This window comes from Pseudofrankia inefficax (assembly GCF_000166135.1).
Taxonomy (GTDB): Bacteria; Actinomycetota; Actinomycetes; order Frankiales; family Frankiaceae; genus Pseudofrankia; species Pseudofrankia inefficax.
The window spans coordinates 2,060,983-2,077,936 of record NC_014666.1 but is presented as its reverse complement, the minus strand read 5'-3'; the positions used below and the strand labels follow the sequence as shown (position 1 = coordinate 2,077,936).

At 74.0% G+C, this 16,954-nt stretch carries 13 protein-coding genes; 3 read left to right on the top strand and 10 right to left on the bottom strand.

Translation table 11 applies throughout. The features are described 5' to 3' along the window. Positions 1-24 precede the first annotated feature (24 nt). The gene (def, locus tag FRAEUI1C_RS08385; RefSeq protein WP_013422869.1) at positions 25-576 is read left to right on the top strand and encodes a peptide deformylase; all 552 of its coding nucleotides are present in this window, start codon (positions 25-27) and stop codon (positions 574-576) included. A 22-nt stretch (positions 577-598) separates the two neighbouring features. On the opposite strand, the gene FRAEUI1C_RS39410 is transcribed toward def, so the two are convergent. Beyond that, positions 599-787 carry a hypothetical protein gene (locus FRAEUI1C_RS39410; RefSeq protein WP_013422868.1) on the bottom strand — a complete coding sequence of 63 codons (189 nt, stop codon included), beginning with the start codon at positions 785-787 and terminating at the stop codon, positions 599-601. 245 nt (positions 788-1,032) lie between these two features. Here FRAEUI1C_RS39410 and fmt point away from each other — a divergent pair, with 245 nt between their 5' ends. Together fmt and FRAEUI1C_RS08375 are read left to right on the top strand one after the other, a co-directional pair. Further along, on the top strand, positions 1,033-1,971 hold the full coding sequence (gene fmt / locus FRAEUI1C_RS08380) for a methionyl-tRNA formyltransferase (protein WP_013422867.1): 939 nt from the start codon (positions 1,033-1,035) through the stop codon (positions 1,969-1,971). A gap of 71 nt (positions 1,972-2,042) precedes the next feature. Next, positions 2,043-3,428: an RsmB/NOP family class I SAM-dependent RNA methyltransferase gene (locus tag FRAEUI1C_RS08375; protein WP_083819720.1), complete on the top strand. Its 1,386-nt coding sequence runs from the start codon at positions 2,043-2,045 to the stop codon at positions 3,426-3,428. A gap of 753 nt (positions 3,429-4,181) precedes the next feature. Here FRAEUI1C_RS08375 and FRAEUI1C_RS08370 read toward each other — a convergent pair. From FRAEUI1C_RS08370 to carA, 9 genes are all read right to left on the bottom strand, one after another. Next, the gene (locus FRAEUI1C_RS08370) at positions 4,182-6,671 is read right to left on the bottom strand and encodes a primosomal protein N' (RefSeq protein WP_013422865.1); all 2,490 of its coding nucleotides are present in this window, start codon (positions 6,669-6,671) and stop codon (positions 4,182-4,184) included. Positions 6,672-6,907: 236 nt separating this feature from the next. Next, the gene (gene metK, locus FRAEUI1C_RS08365) at positions 6,908-8,104 is read right to left on the bottom strand and encodes a methionine adenosyltransferase (RefSeq protein ID WP_013422864.1); all 1,197 of its coding nucleotides are present in this window, start codon (positions 8,102-8,104) and stop codon (positions 6,908-6,910) included. Positions 8,105-8,221: 117 nt separating this feature from the next. Then, a complete protein-coding gene (coaBC, locus tag FRAEUI1C_RS08360) occupies positions 8,222-9,484 on the bottom strand; it encodes a bifunctional phosphopantothenoylcysteine decarboxylase/phosphopantothenate--cysteine ligase CoaBC (RefSeq protein ID WP_013422863.1) in 1,263 nt (420 codons plus the stop codon). A gap of 2 nt (positions 9,485-9,486) precedes the next feature. Next, the gene (gene rpoZ / locus FRAEUI1C_RS08355) at positions 9,487-9,771 is read right to left on the bottom strand and encodes a DNA-directed RNA polymerase subunit omega (protein ID WP_013422862.1); all 285 of its coding nucleotides are present in this window, start codon (positions 9,769-9,771) and stop codon (positions 9,487-9,489) included. Positions 9,772-9,972: 201 nt separating this feature from the next. Beyond that, positions 9,973-10,518, bottom strand: coding sequence for a guanylate kinase (gmk, locus tag FRAEUI1C_RS08350; RefSeq protein ID WP_013422861.1), 546 nt, complete (start codon positions 10,516-10,518; stop codon positions 9,973-9,975). A 495-nt stretch (positions 10,519-11,013) separates the two neighbouring features. Next, positions 11,014-11,334 (bottom strand): integration host factor, actinobacterial type, encoded by a 321-nt coding sequence (gene mihF / locus FRAEUI1C_RS08345; protein ID WP_013422860.1) that lies wholly within the window; start codon positions 11,332-11,334, stop codon positions 11,014-11,016. Positions 11,335-11,579: 245 nt separating this feature from the next. Continuing rightward, the gene (gene pyrF, locus FRAEUI1C_RS08340; RefSeq protein ID WP_013422859.1) at positions 11,580-12,365 is read right to left on the bottom strand and encodes an orotidine-5'-phosphate decarboxylase; all 786 of its coding nucleotides are present in this window, start codon (positions 12,363-12,365) and stop codon (positions 11,580-11,582) included. A gap of 101 nt (positions 12,366-12,466) precedes the next feature. Further along, the gene (gene carB, locus FRAEUI1C_RS08335; protein WP_013422858.1) at positions 12,467-15,790 is read right to left on the bottom strand and encodes a carbamoyl-phosphate synthase large subunit; all 3,324 of its coding nucleotides are present in this window, start codon (positions 15,788-15,790) and stop codon (positions 12,467-12,469) included. Next, positions 15,790-16,941: a glutamine-hydrolyzing carbamoyl-phosphate synthase small subunit gene (gene carA, locus FRAEUI1C_RS08330; protein WP_049806851.1), complete on the bottom strand. Its 1,152-nt coding sequence runs from the start codon at positions 16,939-16,941 to the stop codon at positions 15,790-15,792. The genes carB and carA overlap by 1 nt, the downstream gene beginning before the upstream one ends. Between the last annotated feature and the right edge of the window lie 13 nt (positions 16,942-16,954).

Genomic DNA, 16,954 nt, shown 5'->3' with positions numbered 1-16,954 from the left:
TCCGCTCGCTGAAGGAGTTCCGTCTTGGCCGTCCGTGACATTCGCCTCTTCGGAGATCCGGTCTTGCGGACGAAGGCCGAGCAGGTGACGACCTTCGACAAGGAGCTGCGCAAGCTCGTCAACGATCTCGGCGAGACGATGTGGGAGGCGAGCGGCGCCGGCCTCGCCGCGCCGCAGCTCGGCGTCTCGCTGCGGGTCTTCACCTTCCTCGACGACGACGACGAGATCGACCACCTGATCAACCCGGTGCTCGGCCCGTTCTCCGAGGAGCTGCAGGACGGCGAGGAGGGCTGCCTGTCGCTGCCCGGCCTGTCGTTCGAGCTGAAGCGGCCCGAGCGGGTGCTCGCGATCGGCCAGAACATGTACGGCGACCCGGTCCAGGTCGAGGGCTCCGGCATCGTCTCCCGCTGCCTGCAGCACGAGACCGACCACCTCGACGGCATCCTGTTCATCGACAAGCTGGACCGCGAGACCAAGAAGGCCGCGATGAAGGCCATCCGCGAGGCGGAGTGGGCCAACCAGCCCACCCCCGTGGTCAAAGCCTCCCCCCACCCCCTGTTCGGCCGCGCCCTCTAGACCGGCTGGCGCGGTCAGACGATCATGCTGGCAGCCCTCGGTCGTCGTAAAGATCCGCGACGGCCAGGTCATGGGACCGCAGCGCCAGCGCGATCTCGCAGCCGAGACCGACGATCCGGTCGGCCCGCGCGACGTTCAGAGCCATGCCGCCCAATCCCTGGGCCAATGCTTCAACGTTCGGTTGCACGTTGGTATCCAGGTTCTCGATCACGACAATTCAGGCTCCACCAGAGACTGCCGGGTCAGACACTGACTAACCAAACGGTAGCGAACGCGGCGGGCGGAATCCGGCTCGCGGGCGAGGCGGCCGAGATCGCGCGCGTGCGGAGAGCGTCGGGGTGGCTCGGCGCCGCTAGGTTAGGGTTTCGTCCTTCGCCACGATGGACGTCCACGAAACTCTGAAACGGGCCGAGGCAGCGGCGTGACCCCGCGCGCCCGGCGGATCGGTGCGGCTACATGCGACTCGTCTTCGCCGGCACGCCGGCGGTGGCCATCCCCAGCCTGCGCCGGCTGCTCGACAGCCCGCGCCACGAGGTGGCCGCCGTCGTGACGAGGCCGGACCGGCCAGCCGGCCGGGGCCGCCACCTCGCCCGGTCGCCGGTCGCCGAGCTGGCGGACGAGGCCGGCGTCGAGGTCCTCGCGCCGGAACGGCCGCGCGACCCGGACTTCCTGAGCCGCCTTACCGCGATCGCCCCGGACTGCGCCCCGGTAGTCGCCTACGGCGCGCTGCTGCCCAAGGCCGCGCTGGACATCCCGCGACACGGCTGGGTCAACCTGCACTTCTCGCTGCTGCCCGCCTACCGCGGCGCCGCGCCGGTCCAGCGGGCCGTCCTGGCCGGCGAGGACATCACCGGCGCGAGCGTCTTCCAGATCGAGGAGGGCCTCGACTCTGGCCCGGTCTTCGGCACTCTGACCGAACGGGTCCGCGCCCGTGACACCTCCGGCGACCTGCTCGAACGGCTCGCCGTGGTCGGCTCGGAGCTGCTGCTCGCGACGATGGACGGGATCGAGGACGGCGTTTTGGAGCCACGGCCGCAGCCGGCCGACGGCGTCACGATCGCGCCGAAGCTCACGGTCGAGGAGGTCCGGGTCGACTGGACGCTGCCCGACTTCGCGATCGACCGGCTGGTCCGGGCCGCCACCCCGGCACCCGGTCCCTGGACGACCTTCCGGGGCGCCCGCGTCAAGCTCGGCCCGGTCCGCCCGGCCGCCGGGGCCGTCCAGACCCCGCTGCCGCCGGGGCAGCTCGTCGTCGCCGGCAAGGACACCGTCGCGGTCGGCACCGGAACCACCGCGGTGCTGCTCGGCGAGGTCCGCCCGGAAGGCAAGGCACCGATGCCCGCCGCGGCCTGGGCCCGCGGCATCCGCCCCACCGACGGCGAGGCCTTCGCGTGACCAGTCCCACCGGCCGGCCCCGTCCCAGCGCCGGAGGCGGCTCGCCGGCGGCCAGGGTCGACGACGCGCGGATGCTCGCCTGGGAGGTGCTGCGGGCCGTCGACGAACGCGGCGCCTACGCGAACCTGCTGCTGCCGAGCCTGCTCGCCCAGCGCCGGCTCACCGGCCGGGACCGCGGCTTCGCCACCGAGCTGACCTACGGCGCGCTGCGCGCTCAGGGCCTGCTCGACGGCCTGCTCGACACGGTCACCAGCCGACCGGTCGCCACCGTCGACCCCGGCCTGCGGGACGCCCTGCGCCTGGGCACCTACCAGCTGCTGCGGACCAGGGTCCCGGCGCGGGCCGCCGTCGGCACCACCGTCGACCTGGTCCGGGCGACCGCCGGCGAGCGGCCGGTCCGGTTCGCGAACGCCGTGCTGCGCCGGGTCGCCGACCGGGTGGCCGAGACCGGCGGCGACATCGCCACGATGCTGTCCGCGCCCGCCTTCGACCGCGACCCGTTCGGCCACCTCGCCGTGGTGACCGCCCATCCGCGCTGGATCGTCGAGGTCTTCGCCGACGCGCTCGACGGCGACCTCGACGAGACCCGCGCGGCGCTGCAGGCCGACGACACCCGCCCGGCCGTCCACCTCGTCGCCCCGCCGGACCAGCTCAGCCGGGACGAACTGCTCGCCGAGGTGCACGAGGCGGGCCTCGCCGGCGAGCCGGGCCGGTACTCGCCGTTCGCCGTCGTCCTCGCCGGCGGTGACCCCGGCGCGCTGCCGGCGGTGGCCGCCCACCGGGCCGCCGTGCAGGACGAGGGCAGCCAGCTGGTGGCGCTGGCGCTGGCCCGCACCCCGACCGTCGGCCCGGACAGCGGCGTCACCGTCGACCTGTGCGCCGGCCCCGGCGGCAAGGCCGCGCTGCTGGCCGCGCTTCTCACCTCGGGCCAGGTCGGCGAGACCCTCGGGCTGCCGGAGCCCGCGCTGCTGGCCTTCGAGCCGCGGGCGTCCCGCGCGGGACTCGTCGCCGCCGCGCTGGCCGGCCGGCCGGGCGCGTTCGCGGTGCGGGCCGACGGGCGGTATCCACCGCTGCCGGCTGGCCGGGTCGACCGGGTGCTCGTGGATGCGCCGTGCACCGGCCTGGGCGCGCTGCGCCGCCGGCCGGAGGCGCGCTGGCGCAAGCTCGCCTCCGACGCGACGGCGCTCGCCCGGCTGCAGCGCCAGCTGCTGGTCAGTGCGCTCGACCTGGTCCGGCCCGGTGGGGTCGTCGCCTACGTGACCTGCTCGCCGCACCCCGCGGAGTCCGTCGAGGTGGTCGCCTCCGTGGTCGAGCAGCGCGACGCCGTCACCCTGCTCGACGCCCGCCAGTCCCTGCCGGGCGTCCCCGCTCTCGGCGAAGGCCCGTTCGTGCAACTGTGGCCACACCGCCACGGCACCGACGCGATGTTCCTCGCCCTGCTACGCCGGGACAGCTGAAGGCTGGCCGCCCCGCCCCGGCGCGGCCTTGGCACCGGTGACCGGCATTTGGGCTAGGTGGCGCCGATTCCCATACCCGGTCGTGGATCTTCGGCGGCGTCCGGCCGACACGACCTGCAAGATCACAGACCTGGTATGGATAAAAGGCGCATACCGGGCGCAGGGCGACGGTTTCGATACCAGCCTGGCGATCATGACGGGCGACCGGGCCACTGACCGCCGATGATCGCCGGCCTGGTATCGAAACCGTCACGGAGCCGCGGAACGCGGAGATCGACCGCCCTGCGGAACGCGTCAGGCGTCGGGGCGCCCTGGGGGCGACTGCGCGGTGGGCGGGTAACCGTCCGGGGGTCCAGGCGCCAGTCCGCCTGCACATCTGGCGATCTTCGAGCTGTCCGGCGGCGGGTAACGGCCATGATCGCCAGATGCGCCGGAGCAAATGCGGCAAACCGGGGCGTCGGACGACGATTTTCCCTACCCAACCCACGATCATGAACAACCTTGACGGTGCCAGGGCGCGATGATCGCCAATTGCGCAGGGGAAACGGCAGACGCGAAAGGCCGACCATCCGGTACTGACCCGCCACAACCGCCGACCAGTCCGGCCACCGCCCCGAGCCCCTCGGCTCCTCCCACGGACCTGCCGCCCGTCCAGACCGCGGCCGACCCTCGAACCAGCCCACCCCAACCGCGGCCAACTGGCCAGAGCCGGCTTGGTTTCAGTTACGGGGCCTGAGTCAGCTCAGGCTGGGGTCAGCCGAGCACCACGGGGTCCAGCTGGACGCGCAGGCCGGCGGCGGCTCGGCGGGCGTCGAGGACGCCGTGCGCGGCGCGCAGCGCGTCGGCCAGCTCGGCGCCCTCCTTGCGGGGAACCCGGACCAGCAGCCGCTCTCGCGGGCCGCCGTCGGACTCGGGCTCGCCCCGGCCGGTGGCCGGGTCGCCGGCTGGGCGGTGTGGCGGCGAGGCGACCGGCACCGGGCCGAGGATCTCGGCATCCGGCGGCAGAGCGGCGGCGGCCAGGAACTCACGCAGGGTCGGCGCAGTGCCCTCGACGGCCGCGATCCGCGCCGCCGGGGGGAACCCCAGCTCGGCCCGGTCGTCCGCCTCCCTGGCGACGAACCAGGCCGGGTCCCAGCGAATGAGCGCCTGCACGGGGGCCAGGCCCTCGTCGGCGACGACCACGACCCGGCCGCCGGCCGGCCCGGGCCGCGCGAGCGCGGCAGCGTTCGCCCAGCGGCGCAGAGTCTCCTCGCCCGCGCGCAGGTCGGGGCGGCCGAGCATCGCCCAGCCGTCGAGCAGCAGCACCGCGCCGTAGCCGCCCTCGGCGACCGGCTCGGCCCCGGGTGTGGCGACGACCAGCGCGGGGGCCGCCGAGACGGTGGCGAGCACCTCGTCGCGCCCGGAGGTCCGAAGCGCGACCCCGGGGAAGGCTCGACCCAGCTCCTCGGCGGTGCGCCGGTCACCCGTCACCGACACCCGTAGCCGGGTGTCCCCACAGGCCGGGCATGCCCACGCCACGCCGGGCACCGAGCGGGCCGCCGGGCCTCTACCGACCGTCCTGCCTGCCCGGGCCGTTCCCACGGCGCCGGCCGCGCCGGGCTCGGTGGCGTCCGCCGTGGGCGCGGGGCGGCCGCACCAGCCGCAGACCGGGACGCGCCCGCCGGCGGGCCGGCCCAGCGGGCCGTGGCAGTGCGCGCAGCGGGCCGGGCGGCGGCAGGACGCGCACGCGAGCGACGGCTGGTAGCCGCGTCGCGGCACCTGCACGAGCACGGGATGGCCGGCGGCCAGCGCCTCCCGGGCCGTCCGGGCCGCCAGCGACGGGATGCGCGCCATCCGGGCGGCCTCGTCACGGGCCGCCTCCCAGTCCGACCCGGTCGCCCGGACCAGCGGGGCCAGCGCCCGGACCGTGTCCCTGGGCAGGACCAGCGGGTGCGCCCAGCCGGAGCGGGTCAGCGTCTCGGCGTCAGCGGACGGCGCGTGCCCGCCGACGAGCAGGGCCGTGTCCTCCAGGTGGCTGCGCAGCGCCGCCACGTCCCGGGTATGCGGGTAGGGAGCGCGGGGCTCGGCGTGCAGGTCGTCCCCGTCGTCCCAGACGACGATCAGGCCCAGGTCGGCGACGGGGGCGAACCCGGCCGCCCGCGTACCGACCACGACCCGGGCCTCGCCCCGGGCCACGGCCAGGAACCGGCGGTAGCGCTCGGCCGGCCCGAGGTCGGCTCGCAGCACCGCGACCAGCGGCTTCTCGGCCCCGGTGGCGGCCAGCTCGGCGGTGAGGACATCGGCGAGCCGGTCGACGTCCCGATGATCCGGAACGACCACCAGGACGCCGCGCCCGCCAGCCAAGGTCGCGCGCGCGGCCGTCGTGATCATCGCCGGCCAGGCCGGGCCGGGCGGCGCCCACCACACCGCGCGCGGCGCACGTCCCGCGGTGAGCGCGGCCAGCAGGCTGGGACCGGCCGGGTAGCGCCGCCATTCCTCCGGCTCGACCGGCGCCGGCGCCGCGGCGGGTTCGGCCTCGCCCGGCGGCGCGGCGCCCGGCGGGGCCTCGGTCGAGGCCACGCCCGGCGGCGGGGCGTCGAGCGACTCCGAGCCCGGCGCTTGGGTGGCCGAGGGAGCCGGTTGCCTCGAGGTCACGGCCGGGACGGTGGACGCCCGTTCGGCCGCGGCGTGCCGGGGCGGGATCGCGAGGCGCAGGACGTCGGCGAGGGTGCCCGCGTAGCGGTCGGCGACGGCCCTGGCCAGCCGGGCCACCGGCGCGGACAGCACCGGTTCCGGGGAGATCACCTTGGCCAGCGGGGCGAGCCTGCCGTCATGGTCCGAGCGCTCCAGCCGCTCCAGTACGAAGCCGTCGACGAGCCGCCCCGCGAACCGGACCCGCACCCGCGCGCCGGGCACGGCGTCGGCGGCCATCGAGGCCGGGACGAGGTAGTCGAACGGCCGGTCCAGATGGGCGAACCCGACCATGGCCGCCACCCGGGCCACCGGCAGCTCGCTGGAGATCTCCGCGTCCCGGCTGGCCGGGCGCTTGCGCGTGGGCCGTTGACCCGCTGGCTCGGCGGCGCGGCCACCACCGTCGGCCGTCGCCCGCCCTGGCGGCCGGCGCGCGGAGTCCTGGCCTGCGGGCGGCTGACCCCCAGGGGGCCGCTCGCCAGGGGGCCGCTCGCCAGGGGGCTGCTGGCCGGGCGGCACCGCTGCCGCGGACAGGTCGCCGCCGGGCAGGTCGAGCCCGGGCAGCAGGTCCATGCCCGCATTCGTACCAGCCGCCTGAGACAGGCCTACCACCACCCGGGCATGCGACGGCCCGGCCCCACGACGTGGGACCGGGCCGAGGCCGGAGCGATGCGCCGCTCCCTGACAGCGTCGGCCAGCTGCCTTGATTGCCGTTCTGGCCCTCTAGTGGTTGTGGGACACGCCTGGATACAACCAGCAGAGGGCCGAAGCGGCGATCATGAGGGCCGGGCCGCGGTGGTGCGTCCCGGTCAGCCCTTGACGAGCTTGGCAAGGGCCTCGGCGCGGCCGGTGGACTCCCAGGTGAAGTCCAGCTCGGGGCGGCCGAAGTGGCCGTACGCCGCGGTCGGGGCGTAGATCGGGCGGAGCAGGTCGAGGTCGCGGATGATCGCGGCCGGACGCAGGTCGAAGACCGTGGTGATCGCGTCGGAGATCTGCTCGTCCGGGACGACGCCGGTGCCGAAGGTCTCGACGAACAGGCCGACCGGGTGCGCCTTGCCGATCGCGTAGGCGACCTGGACCTCGCACTTGGTGGCGAGGCCCGCGGCGACGACGTTCTTGGCGACCCAGCGCATCGCGTAGGCGGCGGACCGGTCGACCTTGGACGGGTCCTTGCCGGAGAACGCGCCGCCGCCGTGACGGGCGTAGCCGCCGTAGGTGTCAACGATGATCTTGCGGCCGGTGAGGCCGGCGTCGCCCATCGGCCCGCCGATCTCGAAGCGGCCGGTCGGGTTCACCAGCAGCCGGACGCCGTCGGTGGCGATGTCCAGCGTCGCCAGCTCGGGGTCGACGACGTACTCCTTGACGTCGGGCGCCAGCAGCGTCTCGAGGTCGATGTCGGCCGCGTGCTGGCTGGAGACGACCACGGTGTCGAGCCGGACCGGCCGGCCGTCGACGTACTCGATCGTGACCTGGGTCTTGCCGTCCGGGCGCAGGTAGCCGACCTGGCCGTCCTTGCGGACCGCGGACAGCCGACGGGCCAGCCGGTGCGCGAGCGCGATCGGCAGCGGCATCAGCTCGGGGGTCTCGTCGCAGGCGAAGCCGAACATGAGGCCCTGGTCGCCGGCACCCTGCTTGTCCAGCTCGTCCTCGACCGAGCCCTCGACGCGGGTCTCGTGGGCCGTGTCGACGCCCTGGGCGATGTCGGGCGACTGCGAGCCGATCGAGACGCTGACGCCGCAGGAGGCCCCGTCGAAGCCCTTCTTGGACGAGTCGTACCCGATCTCCAGGATCTTCTCCCGGACGACCGAGGCGATGTCGACGTAGGTCTTGGTGGTGACCTCGCCGGCGACGTGCACCTGCCCGGTGGTGATCAGGGTCTCGACGGCGACCCGGCTCTTCGGGTCGTCCTTGAGCATCGCGTCGAGGATGGAGTCGCTGATCTGGTCAGCGATCTTGTCCGGGTGTCCCTCGGTGACGGACTCGGACGTGAACAGGCGCGTCGCCACTTGGTGGTCTCCCTGAAAGATCCGACAGATTCCGACGAAGTTTACCGATGCGCGTCACCGACAAGCGCGGGCCACCGGCGGACGTGGCCAGGCTTTCACTCTCGCGCCCAGCGCCGCTCACACTCGTGAAATATCTCGCCGCAGCCGGGCGGCCACGAGGTCCAGGACGCGATGGGCCAGCAGGTCCTTGGTGGTGCGCTCGATCGTGGTCGTCGAGCCGTCGGATCCCAGGACCACCGCGGCGTTGTGGTCGACCTCGAAGCCGAGACCGGCGCCGACCTCGTTGACGACCAGCAGGTCCGCGGGCTTGCGGGCCAGCTTCGCCCGGCCCAGGGTGAGCACGTCGCCGTCCGGCCCGCCGGTCTCCGCGGCGAAGCCCACGAGCAGCTGCCCGGACGGGCGGGTGGCCCGGGTGGCGACCAGCTCGGCGAGCACGTCCGGGTTCGCCTCCAGCTCCACCGGAGCCGGGACGCCGGCCTCTTTCTTGATCTTGTGGTCGACCCGCTTGGCCGGGCGGAAGTCGGCGACGGCCGCCGTCATGACGACCACGTCGGCGTCGGCCGCCGCCGCGTGTACGGCGTCCCGCAGGTCGAGCGCCGAGACGACCCGCACGACGCCCGCGCCGGCCGGGTCGGGCAGCGCGACGTTCGCCGCGACGAGCGTCACCCTGGCGCCGCGGGCGACGGCGGCGCGAGCCAGCGCGTAGCCCTGTCGGCCGCTGGAGGAGTTCCCGAGGAAGCGCACCGGGTCGAGGTGCTCCCGGGTGCCGCCGGCGCTCACGACGACGTGACGGCCGCCCAGGTCGGGGCTCGCGGCCCGCGGCCCGAGGGCGAGCACGGCGCGGGCGACGGCGGCGATCTCGGCGGGCTCGGGCAGCCGGCCGGCGCCGGAGTCGGGCCCGGTGAGCCGGCCGACGGCGGGGTCGATGACGACCGCGCCCCGCTCGCGCAGCGTCGCGACGTTGGCCCTCGTCGCCGGGTGCTCCCACATCTCGGTGTGCATCGCGGGGGCGTAGACGACCGGGCAGCGGGCGGTCAGCAGCGTGCCGGTCAGCAGGTCGTCGGCGCGCCCGGCCGCGGCCCTGGCCATCAGGTCGGCGGTCGCCGGCACGATGAGCACCAGGTCCGCCTCACGGCCGATCCGCACGTGGGCGACCTCGTCGGCGTCGGCCCAGACATCGGTGTGGACGGGGTGGCCCGACAGCGCGGCGAAGGTCGTCTCGCCCACGAACCGCAACGCGGCCGGCGTCGGGACCACCCGGACGTCATGCCCGGTCTCGGTGAGCCGGCGCAGCACCTCCAGCGCCTTGTAGGCGGCGATGCCGCCGGCCACCCCGAGGACGACGCGCGGGCGGCCGCCGCCCGGCGCTGCGCCGGACACCGTCAGGAGACGGGCGGCAGCGACTCGGGAGCCGCCTCGTGCGTGAGCAGCCCCGCGTTGATCTCGCGCAGCGCGATCGACAGCGGCTTCTCCTGGGCGCTGGTCGGCTCCACCAGCGGGCCGACGTACTCCAGCAGGCCCTCGCCGAGCTGGGAGTAGTAGGCGTTGATCTGGCGGGCTCGCTTGGCCGCGTAGATCACCAGGCTGTACTTCGAGTCGGTGGCCTCGAGCAGCTCGTCGATCGGCGGGTTGGTGATGCCCTCGGGCTGGGCCGGCGTACCGGACAAGGTGTTCCTTCCGGTGGGACGGGCCGATCGGCTTGCGATCGGCCGGTCACGAGTGTGGGGCGGGCGACACCGAACGGAGTTCCGGTCGCGCGGGAATGCGTGTTTCGGGGGTGCGGTGCCTCAGGAAATGCCGTGCTGCCGGAAATGCGGTGTATCCAGGGTGCGGGGGGTTGCCCCCCGCGGGCGGCACAGCAACGCCTGTCATGAGTCAGTCATCAAGGATACCAACCGCGCCGCGGCGGCCTCGACGTCGTCGTTGACGACGACCGCGTCGAACTCCTTCTCGGCGGCCAGCTCGACGCGGGCCCGGTCGAGCCGGCGCTCGATGACCTCGGGCGGCTCGGTGCCCCGGCCGGTCAGCCGGCGGACGAGCTCCTCCCAGCTGGGCGGGGTGAGAAAGACGAAGCGGGCGGACGGCATCGACGCGCGGACCTGACGGGCACCTTGCAGCTCAATTTCCAGCAGCGCGGGCAGCCCGGTGGTGAGCCGCCGCTCCAGCGGCGCGCGTGGGGTGCCGTACCAGTTGCCGGCGAACTCGGCGTGCTCGACCAGCTCGCCGTCCTTGGCCATCCGCACGAAGTGGTCCCGGTCGACGAAGTGGTACTCGACGCCCTCGGTCTCACCCGGGCGGGGCAAGCGGGTCGTCGCGCTCACCGATACCCAGACATCGGGGAAAAGCCGGCGCACGGCGGCGACGACGGTTCCTTTGCCCACCCCGGACGGCCCGGACAAGACGGTGAGTCCCATCGGCCAACCTTAGGGGGTCCACCGACGGCCTGGGTCGCCAGCTCACACCGGCGGCGGCCGCAGCGGCCCGATCCCCGGTGTCCGGGCGCCGACGCGGGCGTCCAGGTGCGTGCACGGGGGGCGCTTCGCCGGCCCGGGCCGCCGTCGGCGTCCCGGGCCACCCGTGACCGCGTCACGGTGCGAAGCAGGTTGTCCCGGGCCTGGCGCCGCGCCGTGCGTCCCGGGTCGCGCCTACGGCGCGGCCCGGGAGACGCGGGCCAGGAGGGACTGCCCCGGCCGGGGCCCGGGAGTATCCCGATCCTGCTGGGATGCTCCCGCGGGCACCGGCCTGCTTGCGGTGTCAGGGCCTGACCGGGCGACGCGAGCGTTCTCGCCGGGCCAGAACCCCACCAGAGGTCCTCGGCCGTGAACCTGGCCGAGGACCTCGACTCCCGTCACCGCCGCCGCCGTCCCGCCCCCCGCTGTGACACGGGAACGGGCCGCCGGCGCCGATGGTCAGGATGCCGCGCCGAACTCCTCCAGGAGCGCGGCACGCTGCTTGGCACCGAGGCCACGCAGCCGGCGGGTGGGGCTGATACCGAGCCGCTCCCGGATGCGCTGGGCCCGCACGCGGCCCACACCCGGCAGCGCCTCAAGCACCGCCGAAACCTTCATCTTGCCGACGACCTCGTCCTCTTCGGCCTGGGTCAGGACCGCGGCCAGGGTCGTCTCCGCCTTCTTGAGTCGCTCCTTGAGATCCGCGCGCTGCTTACGAGCAAGCGCGGCCTTCTCGAGAGCGGCTGCCCGCTGCTCGGGCGTCAGGGGCGGCAGGGGCACGGTACGCCTCCTCAAATGGGGTGATCGCGACGCGCAACCTAGCGAGGACTGTCGCGCCGGTCTAGCGGGGGTCACCTCACCCTGAAGCGGGTTTACCGCCCCGAAACGCGCATCGGAGCGCCGGACCGAACCGGTTGCGACCGACCGGGGCCAGTTCGTAGCGCGCCGCCACGCTGTGACGGCACCGCGTGGCGACCGCGGCGGGGCCCGCCGGGCCCGCCGGAGCGTTTTCGCAGGTCAGCGGCCTAACGCAGCTGGCCGAGGGTCGCCGCGAGGGCGGCGGCGACGGCTCCCGGGTCGGCCGCTCCCGTGATCGGGCGGCCCATCACGACCAGGTCGGCCCCGGCCGCGAGGGCTTCCTCCGGAGTTGCGACACGCACCTGGTCGGCCCGTTCACCGCCCGCCGGGCGCACTCCTGGAGTGATGAGAGTCACATTGTTTCCGACCTCTTCGCGAAGCTTTTCAGCCTCCCAGGGGCTCGCCACCAGCGCAGTGGCACCAGCCTCGACGGCCAGTCGGGCGAGCCTTCTCGCGGCGTCGAGAGCCGGCCCGGCGAGCCCCACGGTGGTGAGATCCGCCTCGCTCAGAGAGGTCAGGACGGTCACCCCGGCGACGGAGAGGGGCGTGGTTCCGGCCTCGGCGGCCGCCTCGTTCGCGGCCTCGACGGCGGCGCGCAGCATCGCGGGCCCGCCCGCGGCGTGCACGGTGACGAACTGGGGCCGCAGCCGGGCGACCGACCGGATGGCACCCGCGACGGTCACCGGGATGTCGTGCAGCTTGAGATCAAGAAACAGCCCTGGCGCGTCCGCCGACCCCGGCTCCCCAGGGTCGGCGAGCAGGCCCTCGGCGCGCAGCGCGGCCACGACCGCGGGGCCCTCCCGGTAGAAGAGCTCCATCCCGACCTTGAGAACGGCCACGTGCGGCGCCACGGCCCGCGCCCAGCGCAGCGCCGTCGCCGCGTCCGACGTGTCCAGGGGGACCGCCACCGGCGCCCGCCCGGTCCGCAGGTCCCCATCCACCCCGACGCCCATCCGCGCTCCCTGTCCCTTCCTACGGCCGACCACAGGTCTCAGGTGCCCAGCGGGGGCCAGCTGTGGGCCTGGTGTCCCTCAGGGCCGAATGCGGGCCGCCGTCAGTCCCCCGCCGCACGCGGACCGGTACCGCCCGTGGCCGCGGCCCAGGTGGCGTGCAGCTCCGCGTGGTACGACTGCAACGGTCGGACACCGAGCTCCCCACGCGAGAGCGCCTCGATGCCCTGGACGCAGGCCGCGGCCGCCTGGATCGTCGTGATGCACGGCACACCGGCCGAGACACAGGCCGTCCGGATCTCGTAGCCGTCCAGCCGCGGCCCGACGCCCCAGGGGGTGTTGATCACCAGATCGAGCTGCCGGGAGCTGATCATGTCGACGCAGTCGGTCAGGCCGTCCGCCGGGGCCCGGTGCTTGCCCAGTACCACGGCCTTCACCCCGTTGCGGCGCAGCACGGCGGCGGTGCCCTCGGTGGCGTAGACGGTGAAGCCCAGATCGGCCAGCCGCTTGATCGGGAAGATCATCGCCCGCTTGTCCCGGTTGGCGACGGAGACGAACACCCGGCCGGACGTCGGCAACGACGAGTACGCCGCCGCCTGCGACTTCGCGTACGCCGTCCCGAAGCCGCTGTCGATGCCCATCACCTCGCCGGTGGACTTCATCTCGGGCCCGAGCACGGTGTCCACGCCGTGGCCACCGGCGTCCCGGAACCGGCCGAACGGCAGCACGGCCTCCTTGACGGCGATGTGCGAGTCCAGCGGCAGCGTGGCGCCGTCGCCGGAGGCGGGCAGCAGCCCCTCGGTGCGCAGCCGCGCGACGGTCGCACCGAGCATCACCCGGGCGGCGGCCTTCGCCAGCGGCACCGCCGTCGCCTTGGAGACGAACGGGACGGTTCGCGACGCCCGCGGGTTGGCCTCCAGCACGTACAGCACGTCGGACTGCAGCGCGTACTGGACGTTCAGCAGCCCGCGCACCCCGACACCCCGGGCGATCGCGAGCGTCGAGGCCCGGATCCGGTCCAGCTCGGAACGGCCCAGCGTGATCGGCGGCAGCGCGCAGGCCGAGTCGCCGGAGTGCACCCCGGCCTCCTCGATGTGCTCCATCACGCCGGCCAGGTAGAGATCCTCGCCGTCGAAGAGGGCGTCCACGTCGATCTCGACCGCGTCGTCGAGGAACCGGTCGACGAGCACCGGGTGCTCGGGCGAGATCTGGGTGGCCCGCCCGATGTAGTCGCGCAGCATCTCGTCGTCGTAGACGATCTCCATGCCGCGCCCGCCGAGCACGTAGCTCGGCCGGACCAGCACCGGGTAGCCGATCCGCTCCGCGATGGCGTGCGCCTGCGGGTAGGACGTCGCGACGCCGTGCGGCGGGGACGGCAGGCCGGCCGCGGCCAGCACGTCGCCGAACAGGCCACGGTCCTCGGCCAGGTCGATCGCCGCGGGGGAGGTGCCGACGATCGGCACCCCGGCGGCCTCCAGCCGGGCGGCGATGCCCAGCGGCGTCTGGCCGCCGAGCTGGACGATCACCCCGGCGAGCGGCCCCGCCTGCTGCTCGGCGTGCACGACCTCCAGGACGTCCTCGACCGTCAGCGGCTCTACGTAGAGCCGGTCGGCGGTGTCGTAGTCGGTGGAGACCGTCTCCGGGTTGCAGTTGACCATGATGGTCTCGTAGCCGGCGGCCGACAGCGCCATGACGGCGTGGCAGCAGGCGTAGTCGAACTCGATGCCCTGGCCGATCCGGTTCGGCCCGCTGCCGAGCACGATCACCCGCGGCTTGTCCCCCGGGGCGACCTCGCTCTCCTCGTCGTAGGCCGAGTAGTGGTACGGCGTGGCCGAGGCGAACTCGGCGGCGCAGGTGTCGACGGTCTTGAACACCGGGCGGATGCCGTGCGCGTGCCGGAAGGCCCGGACGTCCAGCTCGGACGTGCCGAAGATCTCCGCGAGCTGGACGTCGGAGAAGCCGGCCCGCTTGGCCCGCCGCACCGCGTGCGTGTCCTCAGGGCCGGCGGCCGCGGTGGCGGCGGCGATCTCGTTGACGAAGACCAGCTGGTCGACGAACCACGGGTCCATGCCGGTCGCGGTGACCACCTCGTCGGCGGTCGCGCCGGCCAGCAGCGCCTGCTGCATGACCTTCAGCCGGCCGTCGCGCGGCACCCTGGCCTCGTCGAGCAGGTCGGCCGCCTTGCGGTCCGGGGCCGTGAAGGAGAACACCCGCTCCGGGCGCTCCTGGGAGCGCAGCGCCTTCTGCAGCGCCTCGGCGTAGCTGCGCCCGACGCCCATCGCCTCGCCGACGGACTTCATGTGCGTCGTGAGCGTCTCGTCCGCGCCGGGGAACTTCTCGAACGCGAACCGCGGCACCTTGACGACGATGTAGTCCAGCGTCGGCTCGAAGGCGGCCGGGGTGGTGCGGGTGATGTCGTTCGGGATCTCGTCGAGGGTGTAGCCCAGCGCCAGCTTCGCGGAGATCTTCGCGATCGGGAAGCCGGTCGCCTTCGACGCGAGCGCGCTGGACCGGGACACCCGCGGGTTCATCTCGATGACGACGATCCGCCCGGTCCGCGGGTCGACGGCGAACTGGATGTTGCAGCCGCCGGCGTCGACGCCGACCTCGCGCATGACCGCGATCGCGAGGTCGCGCAGCTTCTGGTACTCCCGGTCGGTGAGCGTCAGCGCCGGCGCGACGGTGATCGAGTCGCCGGTGTGCACGCCCATCGGGTCGACGTTCTCGATCGAGCAGACGACGACCACGTTGTCGGCGCGGTCGCGCATCAGCTCCAGCTCGAACTCCTTCCAGCCGAGCACCGACTCCTCGACGAGCACCTGGGTCGACGGCGAGGCCGCCAGGCCGTCGGAGGCCATCCGGGCCAGCTCGTCGGGGTCGTGGGCGAAGCCGCTGCCGGCGCCGCCGAGGGTGTAGCTCGGCCGCACGACCACCGGGTAGGAGAACTCCTCGCCCGCGGCCAGGCACTCCTCGACGGTCACGCAGATCGCGCTGCGGGCGGTCTCGCCGCCGACGGTCGCGACGATCTCCTTGAACAGCTGCCGGTCCTCGCCGCGGCGGATCGCGTCGATGTTCGCGCCGATCAGCCGCACGCCGAACCGGTCAAGCACGCCGGCGTCGTAGAGCGCGACCGCGGTGTTCAACGCCGTCTGACCGCCCATGGTGGCCAGCAGCGCGTCCGGGCGCTCCTTCTCGATGATCTTCGTGACGATCTCGGGGGTGATCGGCTCGACGTAGGTCGCGTCGGCCAGCTCCGGGTCCGTCATGATCGTCGCGGGGTTGCTGTTCACCAGCACCACCCGCAGGCCCTCGGCCCGCAGCACCCGGCAGGCCTGGGTGCCGGAGTAGTCGAACTCGCAGGCCTGGCCGATGACGATCGGACCGGAGCCGATCACCAGCACGCTGCGCAGGTCATCGCGCCGCGGCATCAGACACCACCCTTCCCGGCCGAGGCCATGAGCTCGCAGAACCGGTCGAACAGGCTGCTGGCGTCGTGCGGGCCCGCCGCCGCCTCGGGGTGGTACTGGACGCTGAACGCCGGGACGTCCAGGCAGGCGATGCCCTCGACGACGTCGTCGTTCAGCGCGAGGTGGCTGACGGCCACCCGGCCGAACGGGGTGTCGACGGATGACCCGTCCCTGGGCGCGTCGACCGCGAAGCCGTGGTTGTGGCTGGTCACGGCGATCTGGCCGGTCGCGAGGTCCTTGACCGGCTGGTTGATGCCGCGGTGGCCGTAGGTCAGCTTGTAGGTGCCGAAACCGAGCGCCCGGCCGAGCACCTGGTTACCGAAGCAGATCCCGAACAGCGGCACCCCGGCCCGCAGCACCCCGGTCGCGGCGGCCACGGCGTAGTCGGCGGTCGCCGGGTCGCCCGGGCCGTTGGAGAAGAACACGCCGTCCGGCTCGATCGCCAGCAGCTCGTCGGCGGTCGCCGTCGCCGGCAGGACGTGCACCTCGCAGCCACGGGCGGCCATCGACAGCGGCGTGTTGCGCTTGATCCCGAGGTCGAGCGCCGCGACGCGGAACCGCCGCTCGCCGTCGCGTGGGGCGACGACATACGGGGCCTGGGTGCTCACCGCGGGCGCGAGGTCCGCGCCGAGCATCTCCGGGCTCGCCAGCACCTTCTCCAGCAGCGCCGCGGCGCTCGCGTCGAGGCTGGAGATCCCGCAGCGCATCGCGCCGCGCTCGCGCAGGTGGCGGGTCAGGGCGCGGGTGTCGACGCCGCTGATCCCGACGACGCCCGCCTCCGCCAGCTCGCCACCGAGGTCGCGCTGCGAGCGCCAGTTCGACGCGATCCGGCTTGGCTCGCGCACCACGTACCCGGCGACGTGAATCCGCTCGGACTCGTAGTCGCGGTCGTTGACCCCGGTGTTGCCGATGTGCGGCGCGGTCATCACCACGACCTGCCGGTGGTAGGACGGGTCGGTCAGTGTCTCCTGGTACCCGGTCATCCCGGTCGAGAACACCGCCTCACCGAACGTCTCGCCGACGGCGCCGAACGCCTCACCGGCGAACGCGCGGCCGTCCTCCAGGACCAGCACCGCCGGCTGCCCTGGCCTGGCCTGAACTCCTGCTCCCACCTGTGCCCTCGTT